The organism is Nostoc sp., assembly GCF_036918015.1.
In the GTDB taxonomy this organism is placed as follows: domain Bacteria; phylum Cyanobacteriota; class Cyanobacteriia; order Cyanobacteriales; family Nostocaceae; genus Nostoc.
On record NZ_JBALEO010000034.1, the window covers coordinates 59,989 to 78,147 of the forward strand.

Sequence of the window (18,159 nt, forward strand, 5' to 3'; positions counted from 1 at the left end):
TGAGGAGAGTAATTATATCATTTTATGTGTCAGATCATTTGTTGATTGTCTAGTCAATTAAAGAGTTGAAGACCGAAGGTTAACACTTGGAATTTTGAATTGTTACCTCTACTAGTTTGTCAAATTCATTTTGACGGTTAGAGAGACGCGATAAATCGCCGTCTCTACAAGGAATTTATCCGTCAATTAGTTCTTAACAGACTACTATCCCTGCTAAGTCGCTCAAAATAAAACTTTATACTTAAGTAAAGGAATAATTTTCAATAGGAGGGGAGAGCAATGGCTCCCAGTCCCACCATCATGCAGGCTGTGGAACAACTGGGCTACCGTGTCACCGTTGGTGATGTGGCAACTCAGGCAGGATTGAACGTCGCTGAAGCTAATCAAAGCTTGTTAGCCCTGGCATCTGATGCTGGCGGACATTTACAGGTAGCGGATTCAGGTGATATAGTTTTCCTTTTTCCACAAAACTTTCGAGCAATTTTGCGTAATAAATACTTCCGGCTACGATTGCAGGAATGGTGGAAAAAAGTCTGGAGTGTACTGTTTTACCTGATTCGCATTTCTTTTGGAATTTTCTTAACTGTTTCCATCGCCCTGATCGCTATTACCATCTTCATGATCGTTACTGCTGCCAATTCAGATCGTGACGGTGGCAATCGGGGCAGTAATTCCGGTGGTGGGGGGTTCTTCTATTTTCCAAATTTATTTTGGTATCTTAGCCCAAATTATGACACCCACTACCAGGAACGGCGACGTGAAAACCGTGAACAAAGCAATCTGAATTTCTTTGAAGCTATATTTTCGTTTTTGTTTGGCGATGGTAATCCTAACGCCAACTTAGAAGAACGTCGTTGGCAAGAAATTGCTACGGTGATTCAGATTAACCGTGGTGCAGTGGTAGCGGAACAAATTGCCCCATATTTGGATGATATTGGCGAGGGATACACAAGAGAGTACGAAGATTATATGCTGCCCGTTCTGACGCGATTCAATGGGCAACCATCAGTAAGTCCAGAAGGGCAAATTGTTTATTACTTCCCAGAGTTGCAGGTGAGTGCAGTTAAAAAGCGCCGTTATGCAATATCAGATCGCTTAGAGGAATTTCCCTGGCGTTTTAGTGCGGCAAGTTCTGGGCAAATTATGCTAAGTGCTGGGTTAGGTGTACTAAATTTTGTTGGTGCTTTAGTATTGGGAAGTTTGTTGAAAGGTGGCATTGTTGCCGCCAAATTAGGTGGACTAGTAGCTTTTGTGCAAGGAATTTATTGGCTGCTATTGGCTTACGGAGTAGGTTTTTTAGGCATACCTTTGCTGCGTTATTTCTGGATTGGGTGGCGTAATCGGAAGATTGCCGATCGCAACCGCGATCGCCTTTCCAGAGCAAGAATATTGGCAAGTCCCGATGCACCTTTGCAACAAAAAATCGACTATGCCCAACAATTTGCAACAGAAAAAGTCATTGGCAATGAAGATTTAGTGTATTCTAGCGAAACTGACTTACTCGACCAAGAAGTTGAACGTTCTGCAAAAATTGACGCTGAATGGCAACGGCGCTTAGAACGTGGGAGTGGGGAATAGGGAGCAGAGGGGAAGGGGAGCAGAGGGGCAGGGGGAGAAGAATTAATAATCAGTCCCCAATGCCCAATCCCTGATTACTTCGCCTGAATTGGTGTTAGAGCTACACCTTGATAATAATGTCCCAAAATTTGCAGGTGGTTCACTCCTTGCCGAGCCAGATTGTACGCCCCCCACTGACTCATACCTAAAGCATGACCATAGCCAAGCCCTTGTAGTACAAAACTACCATCACCTCCTTTGGTGACAGTAAAACGGGTACTTTTTAACTTGAGGGCTGTTCGCACTTCTTCACCCTGTAGCACCTTCGTGCCCTTGTTACCGACAATTTTTAAAACTTTAACACTGCGGAAAGGTGAGTATGTCTCTGGAATCATCGCCGTCACGCTACCCACCTCTGGAAATTTAGCGCTAATTTCACTTGGCGAGAAGGTTTTCACCCAATTACACTCGCGGATATTTTGATCGTAGTCTTGAACAGCACGTAGATAAGGTTCGCTACTTCCCCAAACATCTTCTACGTTTTCGGTGTGTCCCCCAGAACAAGCGTGGAAGACTGAGAGAATAATCCGATTTTTGTAAGTTAGTACCTGCCCTAGTGTGGAATCTACTGCGGCGTAAGTAGCAGGAGATTCACTAATGACACCCTTATAAATTTGCCAGCGATCGGGAGTATTGCCTAAATCGTAAACGGGATTATTCCGTTGTTTTTCTCGTTCATAGAGAGCATAAGTACGGGCTGCGATCGCTTGAGCTTTCAGCGCTTCTTGCGGCCAGCTCGCATCCATTTCGCCACCCAGAACGCTGTAGAGATATTCTTGGTCATCCACCCAATTAACAGCCGTTAAGCCTTTTTCTGTGGGAACAACCAGAGTTCTGCCTCGATACCAGCGATCGCCAATATAAACAAATCCTTTACCAGTTGGCTCAATCCAAAATAAACCAGACTGCCATTTATCTAAAGCCACTCCGCCAGGAACGGCTTGGGCATAATACGCACTCATCGCCGGCAACTGTCCGAGAGTCCGTCCAGTACTATCCTTGACGATCCCAGTGGTGGAACTGCCCACTTTTACCTGATTAACGCCCCTCTCAATTGCCACGCGCAGAATTACAGACGCTTGGGCTGGGGCAACCAAAGCTATCCACAAAAGGATACTTACCCACCAATGACGTACTTTAATCTGGGAAAATAAAGAGCCTAAGTAAAGTTGGAATTTCATACCGATCATCTAATCACACTAGTATCTAATTGACGCTCTGGATTATGGCGTCTACTACTTTAAGATGAGACAGTTCTCCAACGTAGGAGGTTGCCACCTCCTACTAATTATGCATTTTGCTTTAGCTATCAGGTAGAAATCTTCCATCCAAAATTTAAAATCTAAAATTCGGTGAAGGAGTCAGTGATTTTATCCTTGAGCAATTGTTCTCAGCAGTAATTTTACTGACAACCTCTAACCTTTTTTTCCGAACTTACACTGGTAAATGTGTCTATGTTTGGTTCGTGGACTACTAGTTTATCCCTAGTTTTCTCACTTTGTATCTCAGAATTACCCCCCTTAATCCCCCCGATATTTTGGGGGGAAACAAGAAATCTAGTTCCCTCCCCTTTATAAGGGGAGGGTTAGGGTGGGGTAATTCGACTAACTGGTTGTGATTCGATAACTTGTGTATACAAGGTAGCTAAAAAAGGGGGGGATCTCTTATGCGTAAGTCCTAATTTAGTTCAAAAAAAACACAAATTCTACTGGCCAAAGTATCAAACCCATTCTCGACAAAATAGGACACAATATGGTAGCTAATTTACAATCAGAGTCTACTCCCGCGACGATTGGCGATGTGCTGAAGTATGGTGACACCATCTATTTACAGCACATGAACGGCGACTATGCGACTCAATTTAGTAAGGGCAAAACCAGTCGGTATCATTGGCCCAAGCTCGGCAAGAATAAAAAGCTCGGCAAGAATAAAAAGCTCGGCGAGTCTAACAATATAAAATTGCAAATTCTGGCAGATTCAATCGGTGAGCTAACTGATGGTGCAGCGATCCGACTGAAATCCACAGAATCGCTACCGAACCAGCACAATGTCTTAGGTTCTTGGGTAGATAGCCATGATTGTTACTATTGGAGCGATAATTTCCACACCAAAAAGCAAAGCTGGCAAATCAACAAACGCGATCGCAGTGGTGACGATAAAATTCGCCAAGGAGACGATGTTTATCTGACTAACCTCCACTACAAAAATCAACATCTGACAGTGTTGGCGATCATCGTATGGGTGACTATCGCCGATTAACTATGCGTCAGCTTGATAAGGTGTAGTCATCGCAAGTCTCCCCGCAAGGATTGAATCTCACAACCAAATATCAGTGCGATCGCATTTAAAAACCGTCCAAAAGAGGAAGCGGGGATACCGGAAAATTACTCTTTGCGTCTTCTTCGCTCTACGATGCCAATGCCTTTTGAGAATTACTCACTTCATTAGCGATAATTCCAATTAAATTCAATTTACTTAAAATTTCTGTTGCTTGAGTCAGTTCAGTTCGAGTCACTTTCCCCATCCGCTCTACCATGACAATCCCATTGCAAAAAGATGCCACAATCCTAGCATCAACCGTGCCTAAAATAGATGGAGCATCTATCAGTACTAGGTCATAATTTTGCTCAAACACCTCTATTAGTTCTTTCATCCGTTGAGAACTGAGCAACTTCACTGTGTCTTCTGGTTCTGGCCCAGCAGTCAAAATATCAATGGAGGGGTGAATGGGCTGGATGTAATCTTGAAAATTAGTAGTTGTCTCATCAACTAATAACAGAGATAGTCCCCAATCATTGGATAGTTCCAGGATTTTGTGCAAGCTAGGATTATGTAGATTAGCGTCAATTACCAATACCCGTCGATGCATTCGGGCCGCGCTAGCTACAAGCCCTAATACTAAGGTTGTCTTTCCTTCCCCTGGTAGTGCGGAAGTAAACATCAGCGACTTGAACAGTAAAGGATATTTTAATATTTGAATATTTTGGTAGATCATGTCCAAAGTTTCATGGACGGGCAATTTATTACTGGCTTCTATTACAGAAGAATCTGAGCTTCTTCTGATATTCCAAGGCAGGCCAAGCCGCCGTTTTTTGACACCACGTGACGGTAATTTTGGTACCGATCCCAATACACGTAGATTCGTCAGTTTCTTTAAATCTCCGGCACAATAAATAGCGTCATTAAACTTTTCCAAAATCAGGGCTGCTAAAATACCTAAAATCGGCCCAATTACTGCTCCTCCAACCAAAAATAATAATCTGTTGTTACCCATATAAATACCGGGAGAAGGTTCTGCCAAAACTTGCCAGCTATATCCTTCCTGAGAAATTTTCAGTCCTAATGACTGTTGCACCTGGAGTAGTTGTTCAAGGTTTTTGCGGCTAGCTTCTACCTTTGACAGCAGACGATTATACTCTGCTATTAAACTTGGGTATTTGTTTAGCTCAGAGCGTAGTTGCTGTTCTGATTCAACTAGATTTTTTTCATTAGCAGTTAGTCCTAAAACACTTGTTTGTACTAAAACAAACTCATCTACTAGCGTTGGATCAACCCCTAACATTTGTCCTTTGAATAGGGGTTTTTCCTTACTAGTATTACTAATAGTTTTCACCTCTTCTCGCAAGAGAGATAGTTGACTTTGGCGTTGCTGTTTTAATTTTTGTACCGATGGATAATCATCTGTATAGCGGAGCCGCTCCTTAGCCAATGCTAGTTCAGTCTTTTGAATTTCACTTAATAATGCTTGATAGCGGCTTGACTGATTTAAACGAGAAGAAAGAAGTGTATTCTGCTGGGACGAAGACGCTATTAGTTGCTCTAGATTATCGTAGCGAGCGTTTACATCTTGAAGGTTGGCACGAGTGGTTTGTAGCTGTTGTTGAATATCGGCTAGAGATTCTAGTAGAATTTTACTTTGGACTTCGGGATCGAGTAATTTATGCTTTTTGCGAAACTGTTCTAAGTTTTTCTCAGCTTTACTTACCTCTTTTTTTATCTCAGGTAGACGAGTGTTTACAAAAGCTAATCCCTGATTAAGACGTTCTTTTTGCTGCTGTTTGTTGTAGTTTTGATAGACTTTCTGTAGCGCTTGAAGTACTCTTTGTGCTTTTAGTGGATTGTCATCATGAAAAGAAACTTTAAATGCCTGATTAAAAACTTTATTTGCTTCTAGAACTCCCGCTTCTGGAGTTACTTCTAAAGGTGCTTTTCTGTTATTTTCTTTTTGACCATTGATGTCTTGTAAGGTAAGATCGGGATAATCAGAATGTAGTAAATCTACAGCTTTCTGAAGCAACTTAGAACTCAGCATGAGTTTCATCTGAGTAGTGGAATCAACAACTTGAGAATTTGAATCAGTAACCTGAGTATTTGATTGTGCCCCTTCAGATAAATTGGAATTCACCAATATCTGCATATTGCTCTGGTAAGTAGGTTTGGCCATGACAGCCAAGAGGCTAGCAGCTGACATAACTACACAGGAAACTCCAAAGATCAGAAAGCGTCGGCGAAGCAAAATAGTAGATAGTTGTCTGATGTCAACTGCGCTTTGTGCTGAAGTTGTAACCTGTTGCTCTTGATTCAGACTAGTCTTAGCCACTATTAAACTCCTCTAATATCGAAACACTATATTTATTTGGAAGATTTATAATAAATATGAAATGATTTTTTTTACACCTAATAGCTGCGATCGCATACTTAATTCTTCTTCCAACAATGACAAGCTAATTTGGCACAATATTATGCCAACTGGCGCTTTCATGTTCATCAATTCATGCATATAAATTCTTAATCAGTGTTGGAAGTATAAATTTTTAATAAATATTTTATCTAAGGAATAAAAATCTTGACGAAAAATTAATGATTTTTTCTAAGTATTTGAGTATTAAATTATCCGACTCACAATCTTACTATATATATTAAAGTTATTTTGATAACTTGTAATATAAAAAACACATTGATAAAAATATTCAAACCATACTATTTGTATATTTTTGATACATCTAGTTAACCGTAAATTGTTGGTTAAATAGTTGACTTACTCGGAAAACAAAGCTACTGTTTATTTGCTTGATCTTATGATTGAGACTATTAAAATCGAAGATAGAACCTGGTTAATTTTAGATTTTAGATTAGAAGCGTTCAATAGGAAATCTAAAATCTAAAATCGTTCAACTGAGCGTAGCCGTACCTTCCCTACGGACGCTACGCGTAGCGTTCCGCAGGAAAGTCCAAAATTTAAACGCTTACCTTGGTTAACTCTATTTCCCGTCGTCTGGGTACTTCATGAATCATAAAATCGTGAGCCATATCAGTACGGGGAAAAATAGCACGAGCTTCCTTGAGAAGATCCTTTAACTCCAAGGTATTTCCGGGAGCATAGCGGGGACTGAAATGACTCATAATCAGCCGACGTGCCCCAGCAGCTAAAGCTGTTTGCGCTGCCATTGTCGTTGTAGAATGCAACCGCTGGAAAGCCATATCTGCATCTTGATGGGCAAAGGTTGCTTCGTGAATTAATACATCTGCATCATGAGCTAATTGCACTGCACCGTCACAATAAATTGTGTCTGTACAATAGGCAATCTTTCGACCAATTTCTGTAGGGCCGCACAATTGAGTACCATCAATCACCCGTCCGTCCGCAAGGGTAACTGTTTCACCGCGCTTGAGTTGACCGTAAACCCGACCAGGAGGAATTTGCAACGCCTTGGCTTTTTCCACATCAAAGCGTCCGGTTCGGTCTTTTTCGGCTACGCGGTAGCCGAAAGCTGTAATGCGATGATGCAAATTACCACAGCTAACGGTGAAGTCCTCGTCTTCATAAATTACCCCTGGACGGATGGCGTGAACTTTGATTGGGTAAGAAAAGTGTGTGTAAGAGTAACGTGAAGCGGATTGAATGTAATCATTTAATCCAGGTGGGCCATAGATATCAATTCGTTGCACATTACCAGCCAAGCCGCAAGTAGCAAGAAGTCCCATCAAGCCAAAGATATGGTCGCCGTGCATGTGGGTGATAAAAATTCGGGAGAGTTGACTCATTTTGAGTTCACTCCGCATAATTTGATGCTGAGTACCTTCGCCACAGTCAAATAACCAGAGTTCTGCCCTTTGGGGTAATCTCAGAGCGACACTGGAAACATTGCGCGATCGCGTGGGTACACCGGAACTCGTCCCTAAGAATGTTATCTGCACAATGTTCTTTAGTCTTCCTATTGCTCAATTTGCAGCTCTATTTTCTATAGTGCCACGGTTATTGAGCAAAATACTTAGGAATTTGGGCATTGGGCATCCCTTCGGCTTCGCTCAGGGCAAGTGGGTATGGGGCATTAGTTACTAGTCATTCTCGTAATTCAGTATCCACAAGTAACTAAATAACAAGTTGATAAATACCAAATAACTGCTGTATTATTAATTTTGTTATGACTTCTTCTTTGGAATCGAAGTACATCTCTTAATACAAACATAAGCTTGCACTCAATACTTGATTTTGGGCTGAAACAGATAGATTGTTTTTCTTAGCCAAATAGCTTGAGAAAAACTTCAACTTCTTTGCTTCTCATATCTTCGGAATGGCGCTCCAACTGAGTTAAGTCTCTATTTGCAATTAAGGAGAATGTTCATGAGTTCTTTCCGAAAAGTCTTGCAGGCACTTTGCGTTATCGTTTTTCTTGCATTCTGGCTTCCTTCAGAAATGGCTTATGGTGTACAAGTTACATCTTTGCTAGGAAGTCCTACGCAATTAACGATTACCACCTTTAATGTCGAAAACCTCGATCCTAAAAAAGAAAACATCTCTAAGGTTGATGATAGGTCGGCCAGAAACGTCGATGATGATGTAAAAAACGGTAAGTTTACAGCTTTAGCAAACCAGATTGTTACTAATCTTGAAGCACCAGACATTATTGCTTTGCAAGAAGTACAAGACAATGATGGAGCTGAGTTCAGTTCTGTAGTTGATGCTACTCTGACTGCTAACACTCTGATCAGTTCTATCCAATCTGTAGGAGGCCCAGCCTATGAATATCGGGAAATTCCTCCTCAAAACGGACTCGATGGAGGCCAACCAGGTGGCAATATCCGGGTAGGCTTTTTGTTCAATCCTCAACGAGTTAAGCTACAAAAGCTTGAACGCTTTGCGGACGATCCAGCTTTTTCAAAAAGTCGCAAACCTTTAGTGGGTGAATTTACTTTCAACGATATTCCCATCACCCTGATAAACAATCACTTTGCGTCTAAAAGCGGAGGAGCAGATTCTAACTCGAAACGGATAGAGCAGGCAACAATTGTTAACAAATTTGTCGAAAATCGCTTAACTACTGACCCAAATGCAAATATTGTCGTTCTTGGCGATCTAAACGATACTCCAGACTCCCAGCCGATCAAAATCCTTGAAGGAAATCATCTGAAAAATTTGGTAAACAAAATTCCTCAAGATGACCGCTTCTCTTATGTCTTTCGAGGGAATAAGGAACAAATTGACCAAATCCTGATTACCCCAAATTTGTTTAACAATGGAAATCCTGAGATCAATGCTGTTCATGTTAACGCAGGGATTTCTAGAGTAGTCAGCGATCACGACCCTGTAATTGCTCGATTTACTCTATCAGCTATTGGTGAGACTACTCCCATTCCATCAGTCCCAGTTAGCAGTCCTGAACCACCAGTTACACCAGGCACAATTCTTTCTGGTGTTACAGGAGACGATTTACTGGAAAAACTAGATAGCCTTTACTCCCCTCGTGCTAGCCTCGGATATGGTAGCGCCCGTGATTTGCTCTACACCAAAATAGATAACCAAGGTGGCATAGTAACGGACATCTACGCCGGTTACAGTGTTCCGATCGACCCAAATTCAAATAAACCCAGAGAGGAAGCTGCACAACGCAGAATCAATGCTGAACACGTTTGGCCGCAGAGCGTGGGAGCTGAAGGCCCAGCAAAAAGCGATTTGCATAACCTTTTTACTTCACGTGTGGAAGTTAACAGCGATCGCGCCAACTTTCCATTTGCAGATATTCCTGATAATCAAACTACGTCTTGGTATCTCGATGATGATGAACTAAGTTTCAAACCAAGTCCGCAGGATATTGACAAATACAGTGAATTCAAACGGGGGTTTTTTGAACCACGGGAGCCAAAGAAAGGAGATATTGCTCGAGTAATTTTCTATTTCCGCACAGTCTACCCAGAACTGGCGAATGCAAGCTTCTTTGCAGCACAAAAGGATACTCTCTGTAAGTGGCAAGCAGACGATCCAATTGATGCTGGTGAGGTAGCACGCAGTCATGCGATCGCTAAAACACCCCAAGGTAATGATAATCCCTTCGTGTTAGATTCTACCCTGCCACAACGAACCTACTGCAACTAAAAAGTACAGAGGTCTAAAACTCTATCATGGTTGGAAGAGTTTTAGACCTCCGTTTTTGAGAAATTGAGCAGATAGGTTTTTCGACAGTCGTTGAAGTTGCGATTGGTTTTATAGAGAACTCCAAGAAATAAATTATCCCGCTTGAAGTTGCTGACTATTAATTGTGGGATATTTTTTTATTTGGAAGTCCCATAGCAATTTTTTTATGTAATATTCTTTACAAGCCGATCGCGAATTGTTTGGAGTTGGTCTTGAATTTTAATTGGCTCTCGCGGTGCTGGCAATTCAGTATTTGGCCAGTTAGGTAAATCATTGCACGGACATAACAACGCGGGCATTCCGACGTTTCGCGCGGCTACTGGCATACTGCATCGGCCACAAGCTACCATATCCCATGCTGGTGTCAACAATTCAGCAATAGTTTCATGTGTACCCTCTAGGTAACAATCACCCGATTCCGGTGAAATAATTTTTTGCCAGCACTCTTCAAATTCTTCACTATAGCGATCGCCATTTAGCACCGACTGGGGCAAAAAACTTGCCTCGCCGTTGCCCGTAATCACTTTCTTACCCAACTGAAACCAGTAGGCAAGGTATTTTCTAACTTCTTGTTTGGTTGCCATATTACAATTCTAGATTTTAGATTTTGGATTAACTTGAATAAACAGTTAAGAATCTTGACTTCTGAATGTTCCAGCATCTCCTTTATTTGGCAATGGCGAACCAAGGATGCTGAGATTGAGAACATGGCCGCCAGTCACTAAATAAACAGTTTCGCTGAGTGTTGCTAGCTGGCGTACTAAAGAACCGAGGCGATCGCGGAACGCCCTCCCAAGTGGATAAGCTGGTATCACACCCCAACCCACCTCTTCTGCTACGAACAGGATATCAGCAGCAACCAGTTCCACCGTCTCCAAAAACTCTGCAAGGGTATTTTCCCAGCTAGATTCGTCCTGTTCTAAGAGATTGGCAACCCAAGTTCCTAAAGAATCAACTAAAAGACAGGTATAGGGTTTGGCATCAGCAAGGGTAGCAGACAGTTCCACAGGTACAGATAAAGTTACCCAGTCTTGGGGACGACGTTGTTGGTGTTCTAAAATGCGTTGATGCCATTCTTGATCATCTAGGTTATCGGTGGCTGTTGCTACATAAACAACTGCTTTTCCTGACTGCATAGCTAAAGTTTCTGCCCATTCACTTTTACCAGATCGTGCTGGCCCAGTTACTAAGATGATTTTACCCAAAGTTTTTTACTGAGTATTTTAACAATATGCCTACGGTTACAATTCATCACCACATTTTTTTACTTAATAGGTGAGATTTTTGGTTTCAAATAACTTTTAAGGGATAAAATTAGCACCAGCATCATTAGATGCTACAACTGGCAAAAGCCAAAAATCCCAACTACCCCATTCTCAATTATTCAATACTACTGGGGACAGCAAACTTTAGGATGTCTTTATGAACGCAGGCTTAAAACGCATTGAAGCAACTCTACACGATTTAGGGAATCGCGGCACTGACTCTACTGCCGAAACAACTGATTCGACAACAAAACGGCCTTTCTCTTTTAGAATCAGCGTCGGAGCTAACGAACCTACAGAAAGTACACAAATTCCATCCTCTCAGGATGGGGAAGTAAAGTCACAAGGACAAACAGTTGACTTAAATGTAAATACTGAGATTGATTATCCTTCTGACCAAAATTTCTTTCCTCACCATGAATCTGTGCAGACCTTTCAAGCAGAAGAGAATGGTAACAGAACACCTAGCCTACCCAAGTTAAAAACTCCGACCTTTAGTAGCCATCGCCACGGTGCGAATCCAGCATTGGCGATGAATCTATTGCAAGAAATTCAGGAAACTGTCGCTGGTTGGCAAATAGAATTGCAAAATATTTTGAAACAAATTCAGGATATTTACTTAGAAGGGCCAATTGTGAATGGCTGGTTAGAATCCAATCCCACCGAACCAGAACCAGGAGGAACTGCGACACTGCGCCATGCAGAAGTTGACCGCCTGATGAACTACGTAGAAGAAATTTGTGCCACTGGTGGAAAAGTATCTTATCAATCATCTATTACTGGCTATCGCCTCTGTGGTGTAGACGATACTGGTAAAGTTTGGTCGCGTCCATGTCCACCGGATCAGGTTCCCAATGTTAGTATGGCGATCGCTCGTTACCAAAAGTTACGTCAACTGTTAGGGCGCAAGCAATCTTTGGAAACCCGCCTTAGTCAACTGGCGCAAACTCTTGTAGTTTTACACAGTCATATTCAACAAACGTAAAGTTTTAAAGATTATTTCCGAAGAAACTCGGTTGGTAGGTCGGTAACTTTTGGTTTAGATTAACTCTCAGCAGTTATAGCGTTGGATTTAAGATTTTAATCTAAAATCGTTCGACTGAGCGTAGCATTCCGCAGGAAAGCCCCAAATCTCAAATCCAAAATTAAATCTATGCCAGACACTCAAATCTCTGCCATTATCTGTACTCACAATCGAGATACCTATTTAGGGGCTGCAATTGATAGTCTTTTAGATCAGGATTTTGCTGCTGACTTTGAAATTGTAGTAGTTGATAATGGATCTAGCGATCGCACCCGTGAGGTTGTAGAAGAAAGGGCCCACAATCCGCGCCTGAAGTATGTTTTTGAACCCACCATTGGTTTATCTGTCGCCCGCAACACGGGTGCAAAGGTAGCCAGTGGTGATATTCTTGCTTATCTAGATGACGATGCTGTTGCCAGTCAGGGCTGGCTACAAGTTTTATATTCTGCCTATTACAATAACTCTAAGCTAGCGATCGCAGGTGGCAAAGTCACTCTCCTGTGGCCTCCAGGAATTGAACAACCACGGTGGCTATCTCCGGGGCTAGCTGCAAATCTGGGTGCATACGACTTAGGTGACAGTAACATTTACATTGAGCAACCTGGCTCAACACCCAGAGGCTTAAATTACTCCATCCGCCGCAGTTTCCTCGAAGAAATTGGCGGTTTCGATCCTCATCTCGGTCGAGTGGGTAAAAATTTATTATCTAATGAAGAACTGCAAATGACCGAATTCGCCCTACAGCGTGGTTGGCAAGTCGCTTATCTTCCCGAAGCACTCGTCGCTCACAATGTAGCCCCAGAGCGCCTCCAACGCTCCTGGTTTTTAAACCGGGGCTGGTGGCAAGGTATCAGCGAATGCTATCGAGAACAACTCGCTGGTAAAGCTGGGATCGCTCAATTGCAGCGAGGTAGCGAAAGATTTCTGCGAGGCTTGTATAAGGCTTTACAGTATTTCTCCGATCCAGCAGAACGGTTTGACAAACTGGTGTATGCTTACGGTCAGATTGGTTACTTAAATGCTGCTATTCAGGGTCTTTTATCTACATCAAATAAGAAATAACCAGTAACATAATTTCTACTCAATATGTCATCTAAAATACCAGTTTCAGTACTAATTCCGGCAAAAAACGAACAAGCTAACTTGCCTGCTTGCCTTACTAGCCTCAGCAGAGCAGATGAAATATTTGTAGTAGATTCTCAAAGTACCGACAACAGCATTGAAATTGCTAAAAGTTACGGTGTAAATGTCGTACAATTTAACTTCAATGGACGCTGGCCCAAAAAGAAAAATTGGTCTTTAGATAATCTACCTTTTCGTAATGAATGGGTACTAATTGTAGATTGTGATGAGCGCATCACCCCCGAACTCTGGGAAGAAATTGAACAAGCAATTCAAAATGATGAATATACAGGTTATTATCTCAACCGCCGCGTATTTTTCTTAGGGAAATGGATTCGTTATGGCGGTAAATATCCTGATTGGAATCTACGTTTATTTCAGCATAAAAAAGGTCGCTACGAAAATCTAAATACAGAAGATATTCCTAATACTGGTGATAACGAAGTTCACGAACACGTGGTTTTGCAGGGGAAAGTTGGATATCTCAAAAATGATATGCTCCACGAGGACTTCCGCGACCTTTACCACTGGTTAGAACGCCACAACCGATATTCAAACTGGGAAGCCAGTGTTTATTTTAATATTCTTACAGGTAAAGATGAGAGCGGTACTATCGGCGCTAATCTATTTGGCGATGCCGTGCAACGCAAACGATTTCTGAAAAAAGTTTGGGTACGCCTACCATTTAAACCGATGTTGCGGTTTATTTTGTTTTATATAATTCAACGCGGTTTTTTAGATGGCAAAGCAGGATATATATATGGGCGATTGCTGAGTCAATATGAATATCAAATTGGCGTTAAACTTTACGAATTACGCAACTGCGGTGGTCACTTAAATACTGCAACTATCCCGAAGGAGGGAGCAGAGGAGCAGGGGAGCAGAGAAGCACAAGCAAAGCTATTGACCATTGACTCTTAAATATACCAATTTTAGATTTTGAATTTTGAATTTTGGTGAAGCAGCACGGTCTTGGGGGTTTCCCCCATGAGTGACTGCTGTTAGCGCAGCGTTAGCGAGTCATCGAGCGTCACCCGTTCGCGCAGCGTCTCCCCTTGGGAGAAGGGATTAAAGGAAAAATTTAAAATCTAAAATCTAAAATCTAAAATCTAAAATTAAATGACAAATGACCAACCTTTCGTAGATTTACGCAAATATGACCAATCTTGGTTTGATCGAGGGCGTCCAAGTTGGTATGTTTTATTATGGTGGTTTATACAAGCGATCGCCTTTCCCCTCACTCCTCAACCGTTAAATATTCTACGTTGTGCTTTGCTACGATTATTTGGCGCTCGTATCGGCAAAGGTGTATTAATTCGACCTACAGCCCGCTTTACCTACCCCTGGAAAGTCACCATTGGTAACTACAGTTGGATTGGAGATAACGTAGTTTTATATAGCCTCGATCAGATCCATATTGGTGAACATTGCGTAATTTCCCAAAAAAGTTACCTGTGTACTGGTACTCACGATCTCCAAGATCCTGCTTTTGGGTTGAAAACAGCGAGTATTACCATTGAAAATGGTGCATGGGTAGCAGCAGATTGTTTTGTTGGGCCAGGAGTGCAAATCGCAGCTAATGCTGTGATTGGCGCTCGTAGTAGTGTTTTTACTAATATGCCTTCTGGGCAGGTTTGTTGGGGAAGCCCATGTCGTCCTAAAACAGCTCGGCTAAAACTCGATCCCTCCACAACCCCGTAATTTTACAGATTAAACGTAGTAAGGGCGTGCAGCTAGCTGCACGCCCTTAACTATATTGCAATACGGTTCAGTTAAGGCTAAAAACTAAAACTGGCTTTGTTGGGTTGAGGAACGAAACCCAACATTATCAAGGCTTTGTTGGGTAACGCTTAAGCTCAACCCAACCTACTATTCTTCTTAACCCAAATGTATTTGAGATATAGGCATTCTGTGACAATAGTTTACTTTTAATTAAATCTTTTTAATTTCAAGTCCAAAATTTGTCAATATCTAAAAAATTGGCACAAAATATGATATATCAAATCAACCAAGAGATAGTCGAAATAGCAAAGTTTTTTTGCCATTCCAACAAGTAGATGATAAAATACCACCTGCCATAGATATTCATCAACTTGTCAAAGATTTTATTTTAAAGGCAAACAAATTCGATAATTTAAAAAAGTAAGAATTCAGGAGTCAAAATTCAGAATTCAGAATAGTTAAAGAATGAGGATAAAATTTGATACATAAATTTACTAATCATGCTGCATTCCTTTTAAATTCTGACTTCTGACTTCTGGGTGCTGAATTCTTACTTAAAAAAAATTTAATAAGAGGCAAGTATGAATTTTAATAAAAATGAAAAGCCTGTTATTCTAATAGTCGATGATACTCCTGTTAATTTACAAGTATTATTTGATTTTTTAGAGTATTACAGTTTTCAAGTTTTAGTAGCTGAAGATGGTCAAAGTGCCATTCAGATGGCAGCTTATGCTTCACCCGATCTGATTTTATTGGATGTATTAATGCCAGTAATCGACGGTTTCGAGACTTGTAGACTTTTGAAAAAAAATCCAGTCACTCAAGATATTCCTATAATATTTATAACTGCCATGAGTGACAAGGTAGATAAAGTCAAAGGCTTGAATCTTGGCGCAGTAGATTACATTACCAAACCTCTAGAATATCAAGAGGTTTTAGCTAGGGTAAATACCCATTTACGTTTACGAAACCTCACAAAAAAACTCACAGAGCAAAATCAACGTTTAGAGACCGAAATCTTGGAGCGCCTGCGGATAGAGGAAAAACTACGATGTCATTCAGATGCCTTAGATGAGTGGAACAATCGCTATCAAGCACTAATTCAAGCAAGTGGTCAGATTCTCTACGACTGGCACTTGCATACCAATGAGATTAAATATGATGGCAATGTAGAGCGAATATTAGGTTACTCTATGCCTGAGATGTTGGGAGGTTTGAACCGCTGGTTAGAATTGATTCATCCTGACGATCGCAGCTTCTTTAACAAAGAGATTAACCGCGTTTTATCCACAAAAGAGCGATTCCATCTTGAATTTCGCGTATGTCGTAAAGATGGCACTTATATCACAGTTGAAAACAATGGCTATATTTTTTTAGACTCTACAGGTAAAGTTGCGCGGATGGCAAGCTTTGTAATTGATATTACCGAACAGCAAGCTGCGCTGCGCCAACACAAAGATGCAGAACAGAAAATCCGCGAGCAAGCTGCTTTGCTTAACATCACCACAGACGCGATTATCGTTCAAAATTTGATTAACCAAATTCAATTTTGGAATAAAGGGGCTGAACATCTCTACGGTTGGATGGTAGAAGAAGTAGTGGGCAAGAATGCTAATCAGCTTTTTTATCAAAAGCAAAGTTTTTGGCAATTGAAAAACATCCAGGAAACTTTAGCTGAGAGTGGTTCGTGGCAAGGTGAGTTATATCAAGTCACAAAACAAGGCAAAGAAATCATCGTTGCTAGTCGCTGGACACTAGTAAATGATGATGAGGGGCAAGCCAAATCTATTCTGATTGTCAACTCCGACATCACAGAGAAAAAGCAACTTGAAGCCCAGTTTCTCCGGGCCCAGCGGATGGAGAGTCTTGGCACTCTAGCAAGTGGCATCGCCCACGACCTCAATAATGCACTGACACCCATGATGATGACAGTACAACTTTTAGAGGCAAAGCTGCCGGATGAAAACAGTCAGAAATGGCTAACAATTATGGAAACAAATATTAAACGTGCAGCAGATTTAGTTAAACAAGTGCTGTGGTTTTCACGCGGATCTGTAGGTAACTTTAAAACCTTACAGGTACGTAATTCAATTTTAGAAATTGAAAATATTGTTAAGCAAACATTTTCCAGAGCTATTGAAATCCACATTGATGTTCCTGGGCAAAACCTGTGGAATGTCTTTGGTGATGCGACTCAGCTACACCAAGTGCTGATGAACCTCTGCATTAATGCTCGTGATGCTATGCCTCATGGCGGTATCTTAAAGATTTCTGCCAAGAATTTCTGGGTTGATAGCCACTATGCCCGGATGAATATTGATGCCAAGGTGGGTTCTTATGTAATGATTACCGTGCGTGATACAGGTACAGGAATTAAAAGAGAAATAGTAGATAGAATTTTTGAGCCATTTTTCACAACAAAAGAAGTGGGTAAAGGTACAGGGCTTGGTCTTTCAACAGTCCTTGGCATTATCAAAAGCCACAGTGGTTTTGTGAATGTAGTTAGTGAAGTGGGCAAAGGTACAGAGTTTCAAGTTTGCTTACCCGTAACGCAGACAATCGAAGCAGATGGTAAATTAGCTAAAGATCAGAAATTACCAGCAGGGCATGGAGAATTAATTCTCGTTGTTGATGATGAAGCTTCAATTCGAGAGGTTACTCAAACCTGGTTAGAACAAAATGCCTATAAAGTTTTAGTGGCTAGTGATGGGATTGATGCGATCGCACTATATACAAAACATCAACAAGAAATTAGTGTAGTGTTGGTTGATATGATGATGCCATGTATGGATGGGCCAACAACTATCAATGTATTGAAAAAAATTAATCCAGACATCAAAATTATTGGTGTTAGTGGATTAGCATTCAATCATGAAATGATTAAAAACCTTGGTAATAGTGTTAAAACCCTTTTATCCAAGCCCTACACCTCAAGCGACTTGTTAATAAATTTACAGATGCTGATTAGCACAAAGTAGAGTTTGTCATTAGTCATT

Annotated in this window: 13 protein-coding genes; 8 read left to right on the forward strand and 5 right to left on the reverse strand. The window is 41.2% G+C overall.

Annotated features, from left to right (window positions below; translation table 11 throughout):
* The first annotated feature begins 279 nt into the window (after positions 1-279).
* Positions 280-1,578 carry a hypothetical protein gene (locus V7K61_RS08165; protein ID WP_335052569.1) on the forward strand — a complete coding sequence of 433 codons (1,299 nt, stop codon included), beginning with the start codon at positions 280-282 and terminating at the stop codon, positions 1,576-1,578.
* Positions 1,579-1,652: 74 nt separating this feature from the next.
* Here V7K61_RS08165 and V7K61_RS08170 read toward each other — a convergent pair whose 3' ends face one another.
* Positions 1,653-2,798: a SpoIID/LytB domain-containing protein gene (locus tag V7K61_RS08170; protein ID WP_335052571.1), complete on the reverse strand. Its 1,146-nt coding sequence runs from the start codon at positions 2,796-2,798 to the stop codon at positions 1,653-1,655.
* Between the two features lie 571 nt (positions 2,799-3,369).
* Between V7K61_RS08170 and V7K61_RS08175 the strand changes: the two genes are divergently transcribed.
* Positions 3,370-3,876, forward strand: a complete 507-nt coding sequence (locus V7K61_RS08175; protein WP_335052573.1) for a hypothetical protein — start codon at positions 3,370-3,372, stop codon at positions 3,874-3,876.
* A 148-nt stretch (positions 3,877-4,024) separates the two neighbouring features.
* Here V7K61_RS08175 and V7K61_RS08180 read toward each other — a convergent pair whose 3' ends face one another.
* The gene (locus V7K61_RS08180; RefSeq protein WP_335052575.1) at positions 4,025-6,217 is read right to left on the reverse strand and encodes a GumC family protein; all 2,193 of its coding nucleotides are present in this window, start codon (positions 6,215-6,217) and stop codon (positions 4,025-4,027) included.
* 638 nt (positions 6,218-6,855) lie between these two features.
* Positions 6,856-7,815 (reverse strand): ribonuclease Z, encoded by a 960-nt coding sequence (locus V7K61_RS08185; RefSeq protein WP_335052577.1) that lies wholly within the window; start codon positions 7,813-7,815, stop codon positions 6,856-6,858.
* A gap of 427 nt (positions 7,816-8,242) precedes the next feature.
* On the opposite strand from V7K61_RS08185, the gene V7K61_RS08190 reads away from it, so the two are divergent.
* Positions 8,243-9,991, forward strand: coding sequence for an endonuclease (locus V7K61_RS08190; protein WP_335052579.1), 1,749 nt, complete (start codon positions 8,243-8,245; stop codon positions 9,989-9,991).
* 203 nt (positions 9,992-10,194) lie between these two features.
* Here the strand turns inward: V7K61_RS08190 and V7K61_RS08195 are convergent, their stop codons facing one another.
* Both V7K61_RS08195 and cobU read right to left on the reverse strand, forming a co-directional pair.
* Complete coding sequence (locus V7K61_RS08195; protein ID WP_335052581.1) at positions 10,195-10,614, reverse strand: hypothetical protein; 420 nt, start codon at positions 10,612-10,614, stop codon at positions 10,195-10,197.
* 45 nt (positions 10,615-10,659) lie between these two features.
* Positions 10,660-11,235, reverse strand: a complete 576-nt coding sequence (gene cobU, locus V7K61_RS08200; protein ID WP_334836147.1) for a bifunctional adenosylcobinamide kinase/adenosylcobinamide-phosphate guanylyltransferase — start codon at positions 11,233-11,235, stop codon at positions 10,660-10,662.
* 217 nt (positions 11,236-11,452) lie between these two features.
* Here cobU and V7K61_RS08205 point away from each other — a divergent pair, with 217 nt between their 5' ends.
* From V7K61_RS08205 to V7K61_RS08225, 5 genes are all read left to right on the forward strand, one after another.
* Positions 11,453-12,280, forward strand: coding sequence for a hypothetical protein (locus V7K61_RS08205; RefSeq protein WP_335052583.1), 828 nt, complete (start codon positions 11,453-11,455; stop codon positions 12,278-12,280).
* A gap of 168 nt (positions 12,281-12,448) precedes the next feature.
* Entirely contained in the window at positions 12,449-13,381 is a 933-nt protein-coding gene (locus V7K61_RS08210) for a glycosyltransferase (RefSeq protein ID WP_335052585.1), read from the forward strand.
* A gap of 24 nt (positions 13,382-13,405) precedes the next feature.
* A complete protein-coding gene (locus tag V7K61_RS08215; protein ID WP_335052587.1) occupies positions 13,406-14,362 on the forward strand; it encodes a glycosyltransferase family 2 protein in 957 nt (318 codons plus the stop codon).
* A 198-nt stretch (positions 14,363-14,560) separates the two neighbouring features.
* A complete protein-coding gene (gene hpsU / locus V7K61_RS08220) occupies positions 14,561-15,142 on the forward strand; it encodes a hormogonium polysaccharide biosynthesis acetyltransferase HpsU (RefSeq protein WP_335052589.1) in 582 nt (193 codons plus the stop codon).
* Positions 15,143-15,744: 602 nt separating this feature from the next.
* Positions 15,745-18,141 carry a hybrid sensor histidine kinase/response regulator gene (locus V7K61_RS08225; protein ID WP_335052591.1) on the forward strand — a complete coding sequence of 799 codons (2,397 nt, stop codon included), beginning with the start codon at positions 15,745-15,747 and terminating at the stop codon, positions 18,139-18,141.
* The last annotated feature ends 18 nt before the right edge of the window (positions 18,142-18,159 follow it).